Source organism: Streptomyces sp. NPDC007157, assembly GCF_040634235.1.
Taxonomy (GTDB): Bacteria; Actinomycetota; Actinomycetes; order Streptomycetales; family Streptomycetaceae; genus Streptomyces.
The window spans coordinates 45,347-60,963 of the sequence record NZ_JBEYFE010000042.1 but is presented as its reverse complement, the minus strand read 5'-3'; the positions used below and the strand labels follow the sequence as shown (position 1 = coordinate 60,963).

Here is a 15,617-nt window from a genome sequence, read left to right as displayed (position 1 = left end):
GCGCCTAGGCCCCTATTCCCCGGTGGATTGGCCGTTGGGGGGGGTTTCTTGGGGCCGCGCGGGGCGGCACGGGACACCCCGAGGGGGGGGGGGCCGAACCGCCCCCGCCCCGCCTTCGTGTTCTTGGAGGCCTACCGCCCCCGGGGACCGCCCTTGGGCATCCGCATGCCCTTCGGCATCGGCCCCTTCGGCAACGGCATGTTGGACATCAGGTCACCCATCGCCCGCAGCCGGTCGTTGGTCGTCGTCACCTGAGGACCGGTGAGCACCCGCGGGAACTTGAGCATCGTGGTCCGCAGCTTCTTCAGGTCCACCTGGCCCTCGCTCGTGCCCACGATCACGTCGTGCACCGGCACGTCGGCCACGATCCGGGCCATCTTCTTCTTCTCGGCGGCCAGCAGGGTCTTCACCCGGTTCGGGTTGCCCTCGGCGACCAGGACGATGCCGGCCTTGCCGACGGCCCGGTGCACCACGTCCTGGCTGCGGTTCATCGCCACCGCCGGTGTCGTCGTCCAGCCCCGCCCGATGTTGTCCAGAACGGCGGCCGCGGCGCCCGGCTGGCCCTCCATCTGACCGAAGGCCGCCCGCTCGGCCCGGCGGCCGAAGACGATCGCCGTCGCGAGGAAAGCGAGCAGCAGGCCCAGGATGCCCAGATAGACCGGATGGCCGATCAAGAAGCCGATCACGAGGAAGACAGCAAGGGTGCCGAGACCGACACCCGCGAGTACAAGACCGATCGTCTTATCGGCCTTGCGAGTCATCTTGTACGTCAGGACGATCTGCTTCAGTCGCCCGGCATTCGCAGCGTCCGCTGCGGGTTCCTTCCTCGCCATGCCCCGAAGTCTACGTGGCCCCGGGAGTGCCTTCGACGGCAGTGCCCGGAGAAGGGCCGGAGAAGGCCGTCAGGAGCGGCCGGCGGCCTGCTCCAGGAAGAGCTGCGCCTCGACCCGGTCCTTGGCGCGACGGCGGTCCTCCAGCACGGAGGTCCAGGCGTTCTGACGGGCGGTGCGCTGGCCGCCGCTCATCAGGAGGGACTCGACGGCGCGCAGCGCGTCGGTGAAGGACGGGATGGCGGTGGCGCGAACGGGCGCGGCCTGCATGGTGAAGGTCCCCCCTCGGAGTGGGTGTACGTGCTGTGATACCAGGGTCACTGTTTGGTGTTACCAGGGCGTGACCGACCGGTCAAACACCAATGAAACCTTGATACGCGGGCCCCGCACGCTGACGCGGTCCTGACGGGCGTCCTCATCAGCGAGGACGGTCAGGACCGCGGTCATTCGGTCATTACTGGCCGGTAGTAACTTGTGCGCGAATTCACACACCCCCCGGTCGGGGGAGCGGCCCGGGAGGGGTCAGACCGCCTGCGCGGCCACGAACGAGCCGCCCCGCTGCGGAGCGGCTGCTTCGCGCAGCTCGATCGCCATCTGGTAGAGCCGCCCGGCCCGGTACGAAGAACGGACCAGCGGCCCGGACATCACACCGGAGAAGCCGATCTGCTCGGCCTCCTCCTTCAGCTCCACGAACTCCTGCGGCTTGACCCAGCGCTCCACGGGGTGGTGCCGCACGCTCGGGCGCAGGTACTGCGTGATGGTGATCAGCTCGCAGCCGGCGTCGTGCAGCTGCCGCAGTGCCTCGGAGACCTCCTCGCGGGTCTCGCCCATGCCGAGGATGAGGTTCGACTTGGTGACCAGGCCGAAGTCGCGGGCCTCGGTGATGACCTTCAGCGAACGCTCGTAGCGGAAGCCGGGGCGGATCCTCTTGAAGATCCGCGGCACCGTCTCGACGTTGTGGGCGAACACCTCGGGGCGGGACTCGAAGACCTCGCGCAGCAGCTCCGGGACGGCGTTGAAGTCCGGGGCGAGCAGCTCGACCTTGGTGCGGCCGGCCTCCCGCTCCGCCGTCTGGGCGTGGATCTGGCGCACGGTCTCCGCGTACAGCCAGGCGCCGCCGTCCTCCAGGTCGTCGCGGGCGACGCCGGTGATGGTGGCGTAGTTCAGGTCCATGGTGACCACGGACTCGCCCACGCGGCGCGGCTCGTCGCGGTCCAGCGCCTCGGGCTTGCCGGTGTCGATCTGGCAGAAGTCGCAGCGCCGGGTGCACTGGTCGCCGCCGATGAGGAACGTGGCCTCACGGTCCTCCCAGCACTCGTAGATGTTCGGGCAGCCGGCTTCCTGGCAGACCGTGTGCAGACCCTCGCTCTTCACGAGGTTCTGCATCTTCGTGTACTCGGGGCCCATTTTCGCCCGGGTCTTGATCCACTCGGGCTTGCGCTCGATGGGGGTCTGGGCGTTCCGGACCTCCAGGCGCAGCATCTTGCGTCCGTCGGGTGAGACTGCGGACACGTCGGCTCCCTGTAACTTCGATTCCTCGGCGTACACCAGGGTACGCCCGTGATTGCTGGGCCCTTCCGTGGAGGCCAACCCCTCGGCCGCAGGGCGCATTCCCTGGGCCGGGCGGGGTCTTCTCGGTCAGGCCGGGGTCTTCTCGATCTCGCGCGGCTTGAGGTCCGCGTTCTCCAGGACGTCCTTCAGGTGCCGCTCCACCACCGGCAGCACCTCCTCGATCGTCACGTCCCGGCCCAGCTCGCCCGCCAGGGAGGCCACCCCGGCGTCCCGGATGCCGCACGGGATGATCCGGTCGAACCACTTGTTGTCCGGGTTCACGTTGAGCGCGAAGCCGTGCATCGTGACGCCCTTGGCCACCCGGATGCCGATCGCGGCGATCTTCCGGTCCTCGCGGCGCTGCCCGGCGTTGGAGGGCGCGTACTCCGGGCCGTTGAGGCGGGGGTCGAACTCCTCGTCGTGCAGCCGGGGATCGAAGTCCAGGGACAGCCCGCCGAGCGCCGGCCGCCGCTCGACCGGGTCGCCGAGCACCCACACCCCGCTGCGCCCCTCGACCCGGGTGGTCTCCAGGCCGAACTCGGCGCAGACGCGGATCAGCGCCTCCTCCAGGCGCCGTACGTGCGCGACCACGTCCACCGGGCGCGGGAGCTTCTGGATCGGGTAGCCCACCAGCTGGCCCGGGCCGTGCCAGGTGATCTTGCCGCCGCGGTCCACGTCGATGACCGGGGTGCCGTCCAGCGGCCGCTCGTTGTCCGCGGTGCGCCGGCCCGCCGTGTACACCGGGGGGTGTTCGAGCAGCAGGACCGTGTCGGGCGCCTCGTCGGCGAACCGCGCCGCGTGCACCCGGCGCTGCTCGTCCCACGCCTCCTGGTACTCGACGGCGTCCGCGCCGAACCCCATGCGGACGAACCGCAACTCACTCACGGCAAGCGCCTCCCTCGGGCGATGGGTGTGTCAGGCACATAACGCGCCCAAGCCACTGTACGTCCGCCCGTCGCGCGTCAGCCCTGGGGTCAATCCTCACACGATCGGATGAATGAACGTCGAAATGTGCGATCGGCTGCTCACTCTCCGCTACATTCGCGCCGTCCATGAGCACCAAAAGGGCTGCTCACCGGCAATCCGGGCACAAGCTACCCAGCTGAGCCAGAAGGCAGGAGACCGCACCGCAGATGACGGACCGACCCGCGCAGCGCACCCCCAACCGCCAGCTCGCCGCGCTCATCGCAGAAGCAGGGTTCTCCAACGCGGGTCTGGCCCGTCGGGTCGACCAGCTCGGTCTCGAACACGGGCTGGATCTCAGATACGACAAGACGTCGGTCACCCGATGGCTACGGGGCCAGCAGCCCCGGGGCACCACCCCCGCCCTGATCGCCGAGGTCTTCACCCGGCGCCTCGGCCGCCGGCTCACCGCCCAGGACCTGGGCCTGGACGCCTGCGCCCCGGTGTACGCCGGGCTGGAGTTCGCGGCCACCCCCGAGGAGGCCGTCGACATCGTCGGCGGGCTGTGGCGCAAGGACTCCGGCAGCCACGCCGAACTCCGCAAGATCGCGTTCACCCCGGCCGGGCTCGTGGTGCCCAGCCGGGACTGGCTGATCGGCCGCGCCGACGACCGGGTCGCCCGCGGCGAACCGGCACCGGCGGCGGTGGCCCGGGTCCCGGCGCAGACCCGCCCCGCCGTGCCCAAGCAGACGCTCGCGCCGGGACGCCCGCGCGGTCAGGCCGAACGCGGGCCCGGCCAGCGGGTCACCGGCGGGGACATCGCCGCGCTGCGTTCGGTCGGCGAACTGTTCCGCACGCTCGACGACGCGTACGGCGGCGGGCACGCCCGGCAGGCACTGGTGCGCTATCTGGAGCACGAGTGCGAGCCGATGCTGCGCGGCACGTACGGCGAGCAGACCGGCCGCAAGCTGTTCGGCGCGGCCGCCGACCTGACCCGGCTCGCGGGCTGGACGTCGTACGACATCGCCGCGCACGGGCTCGCCCAGCGCTACTTCGTCCAGTCCCTGCGCCTCGCCCAGGCGGCCGGGGACCGCTCCTACGGCTCCTACGTCCTCGTCACGATGAGCCGCCAGGCCGTCTACCTCGGCCACGGCCGGGAGGCGGTGCAGTTGGCGCGGGTGGCCCAGCAGGGCGTGGGCACCAACGCCCCGCCGGTCGTGCAGGCGCTGCTGCACGCGGCCGAGGCCCGGGCCCACGGGGTCCTCGGCGAGGTACGGGCGTGCACCGGCGCGCTGGTCCGGGCCGAACGCGCCCTGGAGGCGGCCCGGCCCGGCGACGAAGTCCCCTACTGGGCCCGCTTCTTCGACGAGGCGCAGCTCGCCGACGAGTTCGGCCACTGCCACCGGGATCTCCAGCAGTTCCGGGCGTCCGCGCAGCACGCGGAGCGCTCGCTGCAACTCCGTGCGCCCTCCTATGCGCGCAGCCGCCTCTTCTGCCGGGTCGTCCTCGCCACGGCCCGTCTGGGCCTCGGCGAACTCGACCAGGCGTGCACGCTCGGCGCGGAGGCGGCGGGCGCCGCGGCGGAGATGCGCTCGGTGCGGGCGATCGAGTACGTCAAGGACTTCGAACGCCGACTGGAGCCGTACAAGGACGCGGCACCGGTGAAGGGCTACCGCGACAAGGTCGCCGCGCTGAGCTGAACAGGCTTCAGCGCGGCACCCTTTCCGCTCCGTGCCCTGCTCGCCGCGGCTGAGATTTCTTTCCGCCGCGGCGGTGAGCGGCCACGACGGCATGGTCCGGCGGTGCCGGGCCGGTCGGCGTCACTCGCCGTTGCCGGTTCCGGTCGGTCGCCGGGTGTCGCGCCGTCGTGGCCGGTCGCGCCCGCGCGGCGGAGCCGCAGATCGAATGCGGCCCCGCGCCCCTGTAAGGGGCGCGTCTACGCTGCCCGGCGTTGCGCCGGCTCCGCCACGTGCATCGAGTCCGATACGCCAAGGTCGGTCAGGATCGCCGCCGTTGCCCGGTGGGCCGAGTGCAGGGCGCCCTGGACCGTGCTGGTGTCGCGGTGGTCGCCGCAGACGTAGAGGCCGGCCAGGAGGCGGACCGGGCGGCGGAGGTCGTGCGGCGGGCGCATCGCCGGGATCGCCTCCGGTGTGTGGTGGACGGCCAGGGTCTCCCAGCGGTGCGTCGACGTGCCGTAGAGCCGGGCCAGGTGCATCCGGACCGCCGTGTCGATGTCGGAGGGCGGTGGCCCGAGGACCGTCGAGGAGATCAGCGCGCGGCCCTGCGGCGCCCGGCTCGGGTCGATGTTGCTGACCACCGAGGTGTGGGAGACGGGCCCGCCCCGGTCCGCGTCGAGCAGGAGCGACGCCCCCGTCGTGAGCGCCGCCGGCTCGTCCGTCGTGTGGTGGACCACCGTCACCTGGTGGAAGTCCGGCACCCGCAGACCGGGCAGCAACCCGGCCGCGGCCCGCGCGTCCGTGGCCAGCAGCACCGCCCGGCAGCGGATCACACCGTGCTCGGCCGTCGTCACGGACGTCGTCGAGACCGCGGTGACCCGTACGCCCGTGTGCACCGTGCCGGGCGGGAGGGCGCGGGCGAGGAGCTCCGGGAGGACCTCGGCGCCTCCCTCCGGCACGCACAGCCGCCCGCTCGCGAAGGACCGCAGGGCGAGGTCCGCGCACCGGCTGGACGTCGTCAGCTCCGGGTCGCAGAGCAGGGCCGCGAGCAGCGGGCGCAGAAAGCCGTCGATCGTACGAGCGGGCACCCCGCGCTCCGCGAGGGCGTGCGCGGCCGGGAGTTCGGGGCGGGCGAGGATGCGTTCCACCGGGGTCGTGGCGATCCGGCCCAGCGCCGCACCGAGCCGCGCCTGGTCGACCGCGCTGCCCATCGGCGCGGTCGCCCGGGCCGGCGACACGGCCGAGCCGCCCCTGGGGGCGCTTGCCAGGGCGCGCACCGCATAGAGTGCGCCCCTCGCGCTTCCGCCGCCCGCCGGAGCGCCGGCCCGGTGCCTGCGCCCGTCGCGATGCAGCAGTACGCCGGGCGCGAACCGGCGCAGAACCAGGGCGTCCAGTCCCGGTGCCAGCCGTAGCTCCGGGTAGGACGTGGACAGGAGCTGTCCTATCCGGTCGAGCCGGAAGCCGTCGACCTTCTCGGTCGACATACGGCCGCCGGCGTAAGGGGCGGCCTCCAGGACCGCGGTCGTTACTCCTGCGCTGTTCAGCCGATGAGCCGCGGAGAGACCGGCGACACCGGCTCCCACGATGACGACGTCCGCCTGGTACGCGGGCTCATGCACGAGGCCCCTCCTCGATTGCGCGTCCGGTGGAGACGTGATGCCCCCAACCGGCTCTGGGGATACCCGAGTTCGGGTCGAGGTTAGGACGGTGATCGGTCAAGGACAGTCGCGCATGGACAGGGCACGGTCGCACGCCGGTCGCATACGGTCACATGGGTGGTCAGGCCGCGCGGATCGCGTCCTCGATGCCCGGGAACGCGAAGGTGAACCCCGACTCCAGCAGCCGCTTCGGCACCACCCGTTGGCTGCCGAGCACGTCCCCGGCCATCTCGCCGAGGGCCAGCCGCAGCGCCTGCGAAGGGACCGGGAAGAGGGCCGGGCGGCGCAGCACCCGGGCCATCGCCTCGGTGATCTCACGGTTCGTCAGGGGATGCGGCGCGGTGAGGTTGAAGGGGCCCTCAAGACCCTCGGTCTCCATCAGGAACCTGATCGCGGCCACCTCGTCGTGCAGCGCGATGAACGACCAGTACTGCCGGCCGTCGCCCAGCCGGCCGCCGAGCCCCGCATTGAACAGCGGGAACAGCCGGCCCCAGGCCCCGCCGCCGCGGGCCACCACCAGGCCCGTGCGGACGAACACCGTCCGGATGCCCGCCTCCCGGGCCGGGGCCGCCGCCTCCTCCCACTCCACGCACAACGACGGCAGGAAGCCGTCCCCGGGTGGCGCGTCCTCGTCGACGACCCGGTCGCCCGTCTCGCCGTAGAAGCCCATCGCGCTGCCGCTCACGAACACCCGTGGCGGCTCGTCCAGGGCGGCCACCGCCTCCGCGAGCGCGGCCGTGCCGAGGACCCGGCTGTCCCGGATCCGCCGCTTGTAGGCGGCCGTCCAGCGCCGGTCGCCGATCCCGGCCCCGGCGAGGTTCACCACCGCGTCGCAGCCGGCCAGCCCGGCCGCGTCCACGTACTGCCCTTCGGGGTCCCAGCAGACCTCACCGGCGCCGTGGGCCCCGCGCCGCACCAGGCGCACCACCTCGTGCCCGTCCGCCCGCAGGGACCGCACCAGGGCGTTGCCGATCAGGCCGGACGCGCCGGCCACCGCGATACGAGAGCGTTCCATGTGTCCCAGCATGCCGGGAACGGCGCCGGAAAACGCGTGGGACCCGGGTGCCGCCGGACTTAGGGTGACCACATGCCGGAAACGTACATACGCACCGCTCTGCCCGACGACGACCAGGAACTCCGCGCCCTGGACCTCGCCACCTGGTCGTACCTGCACGCCGTGCACCCCGAGCCGCAGCCGCCGTACGACCCCTTCTTCGACGAGCGCCACGCCCCTGAGGACACCCTGGTCGCCGAGGTCGACCGGCACATCGTCGGCTACGTCCGCCTCGGGTTCGCCTACAACATCGCCTCCAACGCGCACGTCCGGCAGATCCAGGGCCTCGCGGTCGCCGAGGAGGCCCGCGGTCACGGGGTCGCCCGGGCGCTGCTGCGGGCGGTGATGGAGGAGGCCCGCCGCCGTGGCGCCCGCCGGATCCGGCTGGGCGTCCTCGGGCACAACGGTCCGGCGCGCCGGCTCTACGAGTCGGAGGGCTTCGCCGTCGAGGGCGTGCTGCCGGGGGAGTTCTTGCTGGGCGGCGAGTACGTCGACGACGTGATCATGGGCCGGGCGCTGTGACGGTCAGGACGTGAGGGTCAGGACGTGATCAGCTCGCCGGTCTGCACCGGCGCCGTGGCGTCCGCCGCGCGGGTGGCGTCCGAGGCCACCTCGTCGGCCGTCAGGACGTACCCGGTCTCGTCGTCCGACGTGGAGCGGGCGAACACCACGCCGTACACCTTGCCGCCGGTGGTCAGCAGCGGGCCGCCGGAGTTGCCGGGGCGGACCGTGGAGCGGATCGAGTAGATGTCACGGGTCACGGTGGCGTCGTTGTAGATGTTCCGGCCGGTGGCCGGCACCTTGGCGGCCACCGTGGCCGCCTGCAGGTTCAGGTCGCCGTCCTGCGGATAGCCGGCCACCACCGCCGAGTCGCCGCGCGCCGCACCGGTGTCGAACCGCAGCACCGGCGCGCGCAGCCGCGGCACGTACAGCACCGCCACGTCCCGGTCCGGGTCGAAGAGCACCACCTGCGCCTCGTACGACGCCCCGACCCCGCCGATCCGCACGCTCGGGTCGGTGATGCCGGCCACCACGTGGGCGTTGGTCATCACATGCTCCGGCGCGAACACGAACCCGCTGCCCTCACGGCCCTGGGTGCCCGACACGCCCTCGATCTTGACCGTGCTGCGCTTGGCCGCCTCGGTGGCGGCCGCCGTGACGCTGTCGCCCGTCGGTTTGGCGACCCGGGCCGTCGACTCGTTCTCGAACGGGTTGAAGACCTGCGGGAACCCCGCCTCCGTGAGCGCCGAGGTGGCCCGCGAGAACCAGGCCGGCGTGGTGTCCGGCATGGTGTTCTGCACCGCGCCGAGCAGCTTCGAGTCCTGTATCGCCGTCGTCACCGCCGCCGACGAGGAGGCGCCCAGCACGCTCGCCGCCACCCAGGCCACGATCAGCACCGCCACCGAGTTGGCCGCCGCCCCGCCGATCCCGTCGGCCACCCGGAGCGGCCCCTGGTCCAGCTCGCGGCGCAGCCGCAGCGCCAGTCGCCCCGCCAGCTCGTGCCCGACCACACCCGGCACCAGCACCGTCAGCACGGCGACCACCGTCGCCGTCGCGGTCCCGCGGGTGACCAGTTCCATCACCCACGGCAGCACCCACACGCCGATGACCGCGCCGCCCACGAACCCGGCCAGCGAGACGCAGCCGGCCACCAGCCCGCGCCGGTAACCGGACGCCGCGTAGACGAGGACCACCAGGAGGAGCACCAGGTCGAGCAGGTCCACGGAGCCGCCTTTCTCTCGGTGCCCTTAATACGGTCGGGACAGGTCCAGTGATCAGTCCACGCGCGCGGGAACCTCGGGAACCGGCCACGCGTACGTGTACCCCCTGAAACGCCTCGGACCGGGACGTTGGTTCCACCAGGTGGCACAGCACACATCGCGGGCGGAGTGGATCAACCCGAGAGTGGTTGCCATGCGTGTCTTCCCCAGAGCAGGGCGGCGCACCAGAATCACCGTCCTGACGCTGCTCGGCTGTCTGCCCGGCCTCGCCGCCGCCCTCGCGCTGCTGCTGTTCGCCCAGGGCACCGACCGCCCCGTCGCGATCCACCTCGCCGCGCCCGCGCCCGCCAGCCCGGCCACCCGCTACCGGGCGCCCCGGCCGCTCATCGTGCCGCGCTCGGCCTGGCTGAACGCCACCGTCCGCCGCACCCAGCCGCCGCCGCGCTACGACGACAAGGTGGTCGCCGTCTTCGTGCACCACACCGACTCGCCCAACGGCTACTCCTGCGCCGAGGTGCCCGAGATCATCCGCCGCCTCTACACCGGCCAGACCGGCGACCGGGCGTGGGACGACATCGGCTACAACTTCCTCGTCGACCGCTGCGGCACCATCTACGAGGGCCGCGCGGGCGGCACCGAACGGGCGGTCGTCGGCGCCCACACCCAGGGCTTCAACCACCGCACCGCCGGTATCGCGGCCCTCGGCACCTTCACCGCGGGGGTGCCCGTGCCGCGCGCCATGACCGACTCGATCGCCGCCCTCGCCGCCTGGAAGCTAGGCCTGGCCGACGTCGACCCGCGCGCCAGGGCCCGCCTGGTCTCCAGCAACGGGCTCAGCCGCTACCGGGCGGGTGCCGTCGTCGCCCTGCCCGCCGTGGCCGGCCACCAGGACGGCTACATGACCAACTGCCCCGGCGCCGCCCTCACCGCCCGCCTCCCCGAGATCAGGGAGACGGCGGCCCGGCTCCAGGGCAGGGTGCCGCCGGCCGCGGCCACGGCGATCCCGCCGGCACCGCCCACGGCGATCCCGGCAGCGCCCACGGCGGTCCCGCCGCCACCGCCCACGGCGATTCCGCCGGCAGCACCCACGGCGATCCCGCCGCCACCGCCCACCGCGATCCCGCCGGTAGCGCCCACCGCGATCCCGCCGGCAGAGCCCACGGCGAACCCGGCCCGAACACCCCTGGAGACACCCCTCACCGCGCCCCTCACCGCGCCCCTCAAAGCACCCCTCGAAGTACCCCTCAGGTTCCTGAGGACACCCGTGGGAGCGCCCGTGGGAGCGCCTGCGGAAGCATCCGTGGGCGCGTCCACAGGAAGGCCATAGGCGGTACGCAGGCCGTTCAGATCCCCGCGTCCTAACGTCATGGACAACACAGGCCGACCGGAGGCGGGGATCATGAACAGCAGCCGTACCGAAGCCCGCGGGGACATCAAGGGCACCACGGAGAAGGACGGTTGGGTCAGGTCCGCGCGCGGCCCCTGGGCCGTGGTCTGCGCGGTCGTGACGGTCGTCCTCGGCCCGGCCGCGGTCACCGCGTCCGCCCTCGACCAGGCCAACGCGGCGCCGATGCACCACGCGGTCAGGGCCGAGCAGACCCAGGCGTACATCCCCTCGGACATGACCCGCCGTCGCACGGCGTAGCACTCACTCCTTGAAGCGGTCCCAGAGTCTCGGGAACCGTTCCGCGAGCGCCCGCTCGTTCTCGAAGTCGACCGGGCTGCCCTCCGGTTCGGAGGGCGCGGGGGCGATGCCCAGGTCCGGGGCCACGGTCCCGGTGAGCTGCTCGTACGCCTCGTCCGCGGCGTACCCGAGTTCCTCGCCGTCGCCGTCGATCTCCTCGTCGAAGTCGCCCAGCGACTCCGCCAGCCCGTCCGGGTCGTGCAGGGCGCCCTCGAAGACCTCCCGGCCCTGGCCGATCAGCCAGCACCGGAAGAAGTCGAACGCGTCGTCGCTGGCCCCGTCGAGCAGCACCCACGCGGCGCCCCACAGGTCCCAGCGGTAGGCGCGGTTGTAGCGGGCCTCGAAGTGACGGGCGAAGTCCAGCACCATGTCCGGGTCCAGCTGGAGCAGCCGGTCCACGAGCAGGTCCGCCTGGTCCTCCGGGTCGCCCTCGGCAGCCTCGCGGGTGCCGTCGACCAGTTCCCAGAACTCCGTCTCGTCCATCACGGGTCCAGCATCGTGCCTGTGCGCCGGGGGCGCACGCGGAGTGGTGCGGATTGTTATCCGCCGTCCTCCGCCGGTGGGTACAGCCCCGCCAGACGCCGCGCGTCCGCCGCGAAGCGTGCCCTCAGTCCCGGCGGCGCGAGCACCTCCGCCTCCGGGCCGAGCGCGGTCAGCTGACCGTGCGCGACCTCCTCGCTCTCCACCGGCAGGGTCACCGTCACCCACCCCCGCGCGTCCGGGCCACCGGCGCCCGCGAGCGCCTGCCGCGCGGTCACCGGATCGACGGCGTAAGGCAGTCTGCGCAGGCCGACCGCCGACAGCCGCACCACCACCTCGGCATGCAGGATCGACCGTGCGAACTGCTCCGCCCGCCGGTCCCAGAACCCCGGCAGGTCGAACTCCTCGTCCCGCGCGAACCGCTCCTCGCCGGCCTCGACCGAGGTGAACCGGTCGATCCGGTACACCCGGTAGGAGTCGGTCTCCGTGACCCGCGCGCACAGGTACCAGACACCGGCCTTCAGCACGAGCCCGTACGGCTCCAGTTCCCGCCGTACCTCCGACTCCCCGCGCCGGTAGTGCGCGACGACCCGACGGTCGTCCCAGACCGCGTCGGCGACGGCCGGCAGCAGTGCGGGCGTGCCGGGCTCCGCGAACCAGCTGGGCGCGTCCAGATGGAACCGCTGGGCCGCGGTCCGGGACGCGTCGCGCAGGGACGGCATCAGCGCGGCGGACACCTTCAGCCGGGCGGCACTGGCGGCGTCCGCCAGCCCCATCTCCCGCAACGCCCCCGGCACCCCGCTCAGGAACAGCGCCTCGGCCTCGCTCCGCCCCAGCCCCGTCAGCCCCGTCCGGTACCCGCCGACCAGCCGGTACCCGCCCGCCCGGCCCCGGTCCGCGTACACCGGCACCCCCGCCTCCGACAGGGCCTGCGCGTCCCGCATCACGGTCCGCTCGGACACCTCGAGCTCGGCGGCCAGTTCACCGGCGGTCATGGCGGACCGGGACTGGAGCAGAAGCACCATTCTGATCAGACGGGCGGCACGCATGCGTCCCATGATGCCGGGCCGGAAAAAGCTTCTCCGCCGCAACGGCGAGCCGTTGCGGCGGAGAGAGGTCCGCGCTTCCTACAGGCCGTAACGCTCCCGGGCTTCCTTCACCGCCGTCGCCTTGACCTCGCTGCGCCTGGCCAGCTGGGCCAGGGCCGCGACGACGACCGACTCGGCGTCGACGCCGAAGTGACGGCGGGCCGCGTCCCGGGTGTCGGAGAGACCGAAGCCGTCGGCGCCCAGGGAGGAGTAGTCCTGCTCGACCCACTGCGCGATCTGGTCCGGGACCTGGCGCATGTAGTCGGAGACGGCCAGCACCGGGCCCTCGGCACCCTGCAGGGCCTGCCGGACGTACGGCACCCGCTCCTCGCCGCGCAGCAGGGCGGCGTCCGCCTCCATGGCGTCACGGCGCAGCTCCGTCCAGGAGGTGGCGGACCAGACGTCGGCCGCCACGCCCCACTCCTCGGCGAGCAGCCGCTGCGCCTTGAGCGCCCAGTGGATCGCCGTACCGGAGCCGAGCAGCTGGATGCGCGGGGCGTTCGCCACCACCGAGAGTCCGGCCGACTCCGCCGTGTTGAAGCGGTACAGGCCCTTGACGATGCCCTCGTCGACGCCGAGCCCGGCCGGCTTCGCGGGCTGCGGCAGCGGCTCGTTGTAGACGGTCAGGTAGTAGAAGACGTTCGGGTCCTCGCCCGGGGCCGACTCGCCGTACATACGGCGCAGACCGTCCTTGACGATCGCCGCGATCTCGTAGGCGAAGGCCGGGTCGTACGACAGCGCGGCCGGGTTGGTCGCGGCGATCACCGGGGAGTGGCCGTCGGCGTGCTGGAGGCCCTCGCCCGTCAGGGTCGTACGGCCGGCGGTCGCGCCGACGAGGAAGCCGCGGCCGAGCTGGTCGCCGAGCTGCCACATCTGGTCGGCGGTGCGCTGCCAGCCGAACATCGAGTAGAAGATGTAGAACGGGATCATCGCCTCGCCGTGCGTCGCGTACGCGGTCGACGCGGCGATGAAGTCGGCCATCGAACCGGCCTCGGTGATCCCCTCGTTGAGGATCTGGCCGTTCTTGGCCTCCTTGTAGTACATCAGCTGGTCACGGTCGACCGGCTCGTACGTCTGCCCCTTGGGCGAGTAGATGCCCAGGGAGGGGAAGAGGCTCTCCATGCCGAAGGTGCGCGCCTCGTCCGGGACGATCGGCACCCAGCGCCTGCCGGTCTCCTTGTCGCGGACCAGGTCCTTGACGAGCCGCACGAAGGCCATCGTCGTCGCCACGTTCTGCGAGCCGGAGCCCTTGTCGAAGGAGGCGAAGGCCTTGTCGGCCGGGGCCGGCAGGGGGGCCAGGGCGTGCGTACGGCGGGCGGGGGCCGGGCCGCCGAGGGCCGCCCGGCGCTCCTGGAGGTAGCGCACCTCGGGGGAGTCGGCGCCGGGGTGGCCGTAGGGCACCTGGCCGTCGGCGAAGTCGCTGTCCTTGATGGGCAGTTCGAGCAGGTCGCGCATCGTCTTGAACTCGTCCACCGTCAGCTTCTTCATCTGGTGGTTGGCGTTCTTCGACGCGAAGCCCTGGCCGAGGGTGTGGCCCTTGACGGTCTGGGCCAGGATGACGGTCGGCCCGCCCTTGTGGTCCAGGGCCGCCTTGTAGGCCGCGTACACCTTGCGGGCCTCGTGGCCGCCGCGCGAGAGGTGGAAGCACTCGATGATCTTGTCGTCGCTGATCAGCTTCGCCAGCTCGGCGAGCGCCGGGTCCTTGCCGAAGAAGTCGGCGCGGATGTAGGCGGCGTCCCGGGTCTGGTACGTCTGCACCTGCGCGTCCGGTACCTCACGGAGGCGCCGTACCAGCGCACCGGTGGTGTCGAGCGCGAACAGCTCGTCCCACGCTGTGCCCCAGAGCGACTTGACGACGTTCCAGCCGGCGCCGCGGAACTGGGCCTCCAGCTCCTGCACGATCTTGAAGTTGGCGCGTACCGGGCCGTCGAGACGCTGCAGGTTGCAGTTGATGACGAAGGTCAGGTTGTCCAGGCCCTCGCGGGAGGCGAGTGCGAGGGCGGCCGTCGACTCCGGCTCGTCCATCTCGCCGTCACCGAGGAACGCCCAGACGTGGGACGACGTGAGGTCCTTGATGCCGCGCGCCGTCAGGTAGCGGTTGAAGCGGGCCTGGTAGATCGCCGAGAGGGGGCCGAGGCCCATGCTCACCGTCGGGAACTCCCACAGCCAGGGGAGGCGGCGGGGGTGCGGGTACGACGGGAGGCCGTTGCCGCCGGCCTCCTGGCGGAAGTTGTCGAGGTGCGCCTCGGTCAGGCGGCCGTCGAGGAATGCGCGGGCGTAGATGCCGGGGGAGGCGTGGCCCTGGATGTAGAGCTGGTCACCGCTGCCGTCCCCCTCCTTGCCCTTGAAGAAGTGGTTGAAGCCGGTCTCGTAGAGCCAGGCCGCGGAGGCGAAGGTGGCGATGTGGCCGCCGACGCCGTGTTTGCTGCCGCGGGTGACCATCGCGGCCGCGTTCCAGCGGTTCCACGCGGTGATCCGCCGCTCCATCTCCTCGTCGCCGGGGACGGCCGCCTCGGCGGCGGTGGGGATGGTGTTGACGTAGTCGGTCTCCAGCAGCTTCGGCAGCGCGATGCCGCCCGCCTCGGCGCGCTCCAGCGTGCGGCGCATCAGGTACGCGGCGCGGTGCGGCCCGGCCTCCCTGGCCACGGCGTCCAGTGAGGCCTGCCATTCGGCGGTCTCCTCCGGGTCCCGGTCGGGGAGCTGGTCGAGCGCGCTCGGCTGGATGGCCTGGGGGTCGGTCATGTCGCCGCCTTCCTCAGTCGAAGGGGGTTCCCTCATCGGTAAGGGTTCGGGGGTGCCCTTGGTCTTTGGCAGGACAGGGCGGCGGGCCCGGGTGCGGGCCCGTCGGCGACAATAACTCCCTGATCGATGATCGATCAAAGGGTTGAGGGGCAAAACTTCTCGATTCCGAGAAAGTCGGCACGGGGTGCCTTCGTCGGTGGCACCGGGTGACGCGTCCGCGGCGGGGTTTC

13 protein-coding genes and 1 pseudogene are annotated in these 15,617 nt (G+C 72.3%); 4 read left to right on the top strand and 10 right to left on the bottom strand.

Annotated features, from left to right (window positions below):
* Positions 1–131: 131 nt before the first annotated feature.
* The 4 genes from ABZ642_RS43365 to lipB form a co-directional block, all read right to left on the bottom strand.
* Positions 132–833: a DUF4191 domain-containing protein gene (locus ABZ642_RS43365; protein ID WP_360496246.1), complete on the bottom strand. Its 702-nt coding sequence runs from the start codon at positions 831–833 to the stop codon at positions 132–134.
* A gap of 69 nt (positions 834–902) precedes the next feature.
* Complete coding sequence (locus tag ABZ642_RS43360) at positions 903–1,100, bottom strand: hypothetical protein (protein WP_351732150.1); 198 nt, start codon at positions 1,098–1,100, stop codon at positions 903–905.
* A 252-nt stretch (positions 1,101–1,352) separates the two neighbouring features.
* Positions 1,353–2,342 carry a lipoyl synthase gene (gene lipA / locus ABZ642_RS43355; RefSeq protein WP_360496242.1) on the bottom strand — a complete coding sequence of 330 codons (990 nt, stop codon included), beginning with the start codon at positions 2,340–2,342 and terminating at the stop codon, positions 1,353–1,355.
* A gap of 126 nt (positions 2,343–2,468) precedes the next feature.
* Positions 2,469–3,266: a lipoyl(octanoyl) transferase LipB gene (lipB, locus tag ABZ642_RS43350; RefSeq protein WP_360496239.1), complete on the bottom strand. Its 798-nt coding sequence runs from the start codon at positions 3,264–3,266 to the stop codon at positions 2,469–2,471.
* 248 nt (positions 3,267–3,514) lie between these two features.
* Here lipB and ABZ642_RS43345 point away from each other — a divergent pair, with 248 nt between their 5' ends.
* The gene (locus ABZ642_RS43345; RefSeq protein ID WP_360496236.1) at positions 3,515–4,984 is read left to right on the top strand and encodes a regulator; all 1,470 of its coding nucleotides are present in this window, start codon (positions 3,515–3,517) and stop codon (positions 4,982–4,984) included.
* 236 nt (positions 4,985–5,220) lie between these two features.
* Here the strand turns inward: ABZ642_RS43345 and ABZ642_RS43340 are convergent, their stop codons facing one another.
* On the bottom strand, positions 5,221–6,579 hold the full coding sequence (locus ABZ642_RS43340) for an NAD(P)/FAD-dependent oxidoreductase (protein ID WP_360496233.1): 1,359 nt from the start codon (positions 6,577–6,579) through the stop codon (positions 5,221–5,223).
* Between the two features lie 160 nt (positions 6,580–6,739).
* A complete protein-coding gene (locus ABZ642_RS43335; RefSeq protein ID WP_360496230.1) occupies positions 6,740–7,633 on the bottom strand; it encodes a TIGR01777 family oxidoreductase in 894 nt (297 codons plus the stop codon).
* A 72-nt stretch (positions 7,634–7,705) separates the two neighbouring features.
* Here ABZ642_RS43335 and ABZ642_RS43330 point away from each other — a divergent pair, with 72 nt between their 5' ends.
* Positions 7,706–8,194, top strand: a complete 489-nt coding sequence (locus ABZ642_RS43330) for a GNAT family N-acetyltransferase (RefSeq protein ID WP_360496227.1) — start codon at positions 7,706–7,708, stop codon at positions 8,192–8,194.
* Between the two features lie 17 nt (positions 8,195–8,211).
* Here the strand turns inward: ABZ642_RS43330 and ABZ642_RS43325 are convergent, their stop codons facing one another.
* Entirely contained in the window at positions 8,212–9,396 is a 1,185-nt protein-coding gene (locus ABZ642_RS43325) for a MarP family serine protease (RefSeq protein ID WP_360496224.1), read from the bottom strand.
* A gap of 190 nt (positions 9,397–9,586) precedes the next feature.
* On the opposite strand from ABZ642_RS43325, the pseudogene ABZ642_RS43320 reads away from it, so the two are divergent.
* Both ABZ642_RS43320 and ABZ642_RS43315 read left to right on the top strand, forming a co-directional pair.
* Positions 9,587–10,369 (top strand): annotated as a pseudogene (locus ABZ642_RS43320) (peptidoglycan recognition protein); the annotation flags it as partial.
* Between the two features lie 423 nt (positions 10,370–10,792).
* Entirely contained in the window at positions 10,793–11,038 is a 246-nt protein-coding gene (locus tag ABZ642_RS43315) for a hypothetical protein (RefSeq protein WP_360496255.1), read from the top strand.
* A 3-nt stretch (positions 11,039–11,041) separates the two neighbouring features.
* On the opposite strand, the gene ABZ642_RS43310 is transcribed toward ABZ642_RS43315, so the two are convergent.
* The 3 genes from ABZ642_RS43310 to aceE all read right to left on the bottom strand — a co-directional run bounded on the left by ABZ642_RS43310 (position 11,042) and on the right by aceE (position 15,387).
* The gene (locus ABZ642_RS43310) at positions 11,042–11,560 is read right to left on the bottom strand and encodes a DUF4240 domain-containing protein (protein WP_360496252.1); all 519 of its coding nucleotides are present in this window, start codon (positions 11,558–11,560) and stop codon (positions 11,042–11,044) included.
* 56 nt (positions 11,561–11,616) lie between these two features.
* Positions 11,617–12,606, bottom strand: coding sequence for a WYL domain-containing protein (locus ABZ642_RS43305; protein ID WP_360496221.1), 990 nt, complete (start codon positions 12,604–12,606; stop codon positions 11,617–11,619).
* Positions 12,607–12,684: 78 nt separating this feature from the next.
* On the bottom strand, positions 12,685–15,387 hold the full coding sequence (aceE, locus tag ABZ642_RS43300; protein ID WP_360496219.1) for a pyruvate dehydrogenase (acetyl-transferring), homodimeric type: 2,703 nt from the start codon (positions 15,385–15,387) through the stop codon (positions 12,685–12,687).
* Between the last annotated feature and the right edge of the window lie 230 nt (positions 15,388–15,617).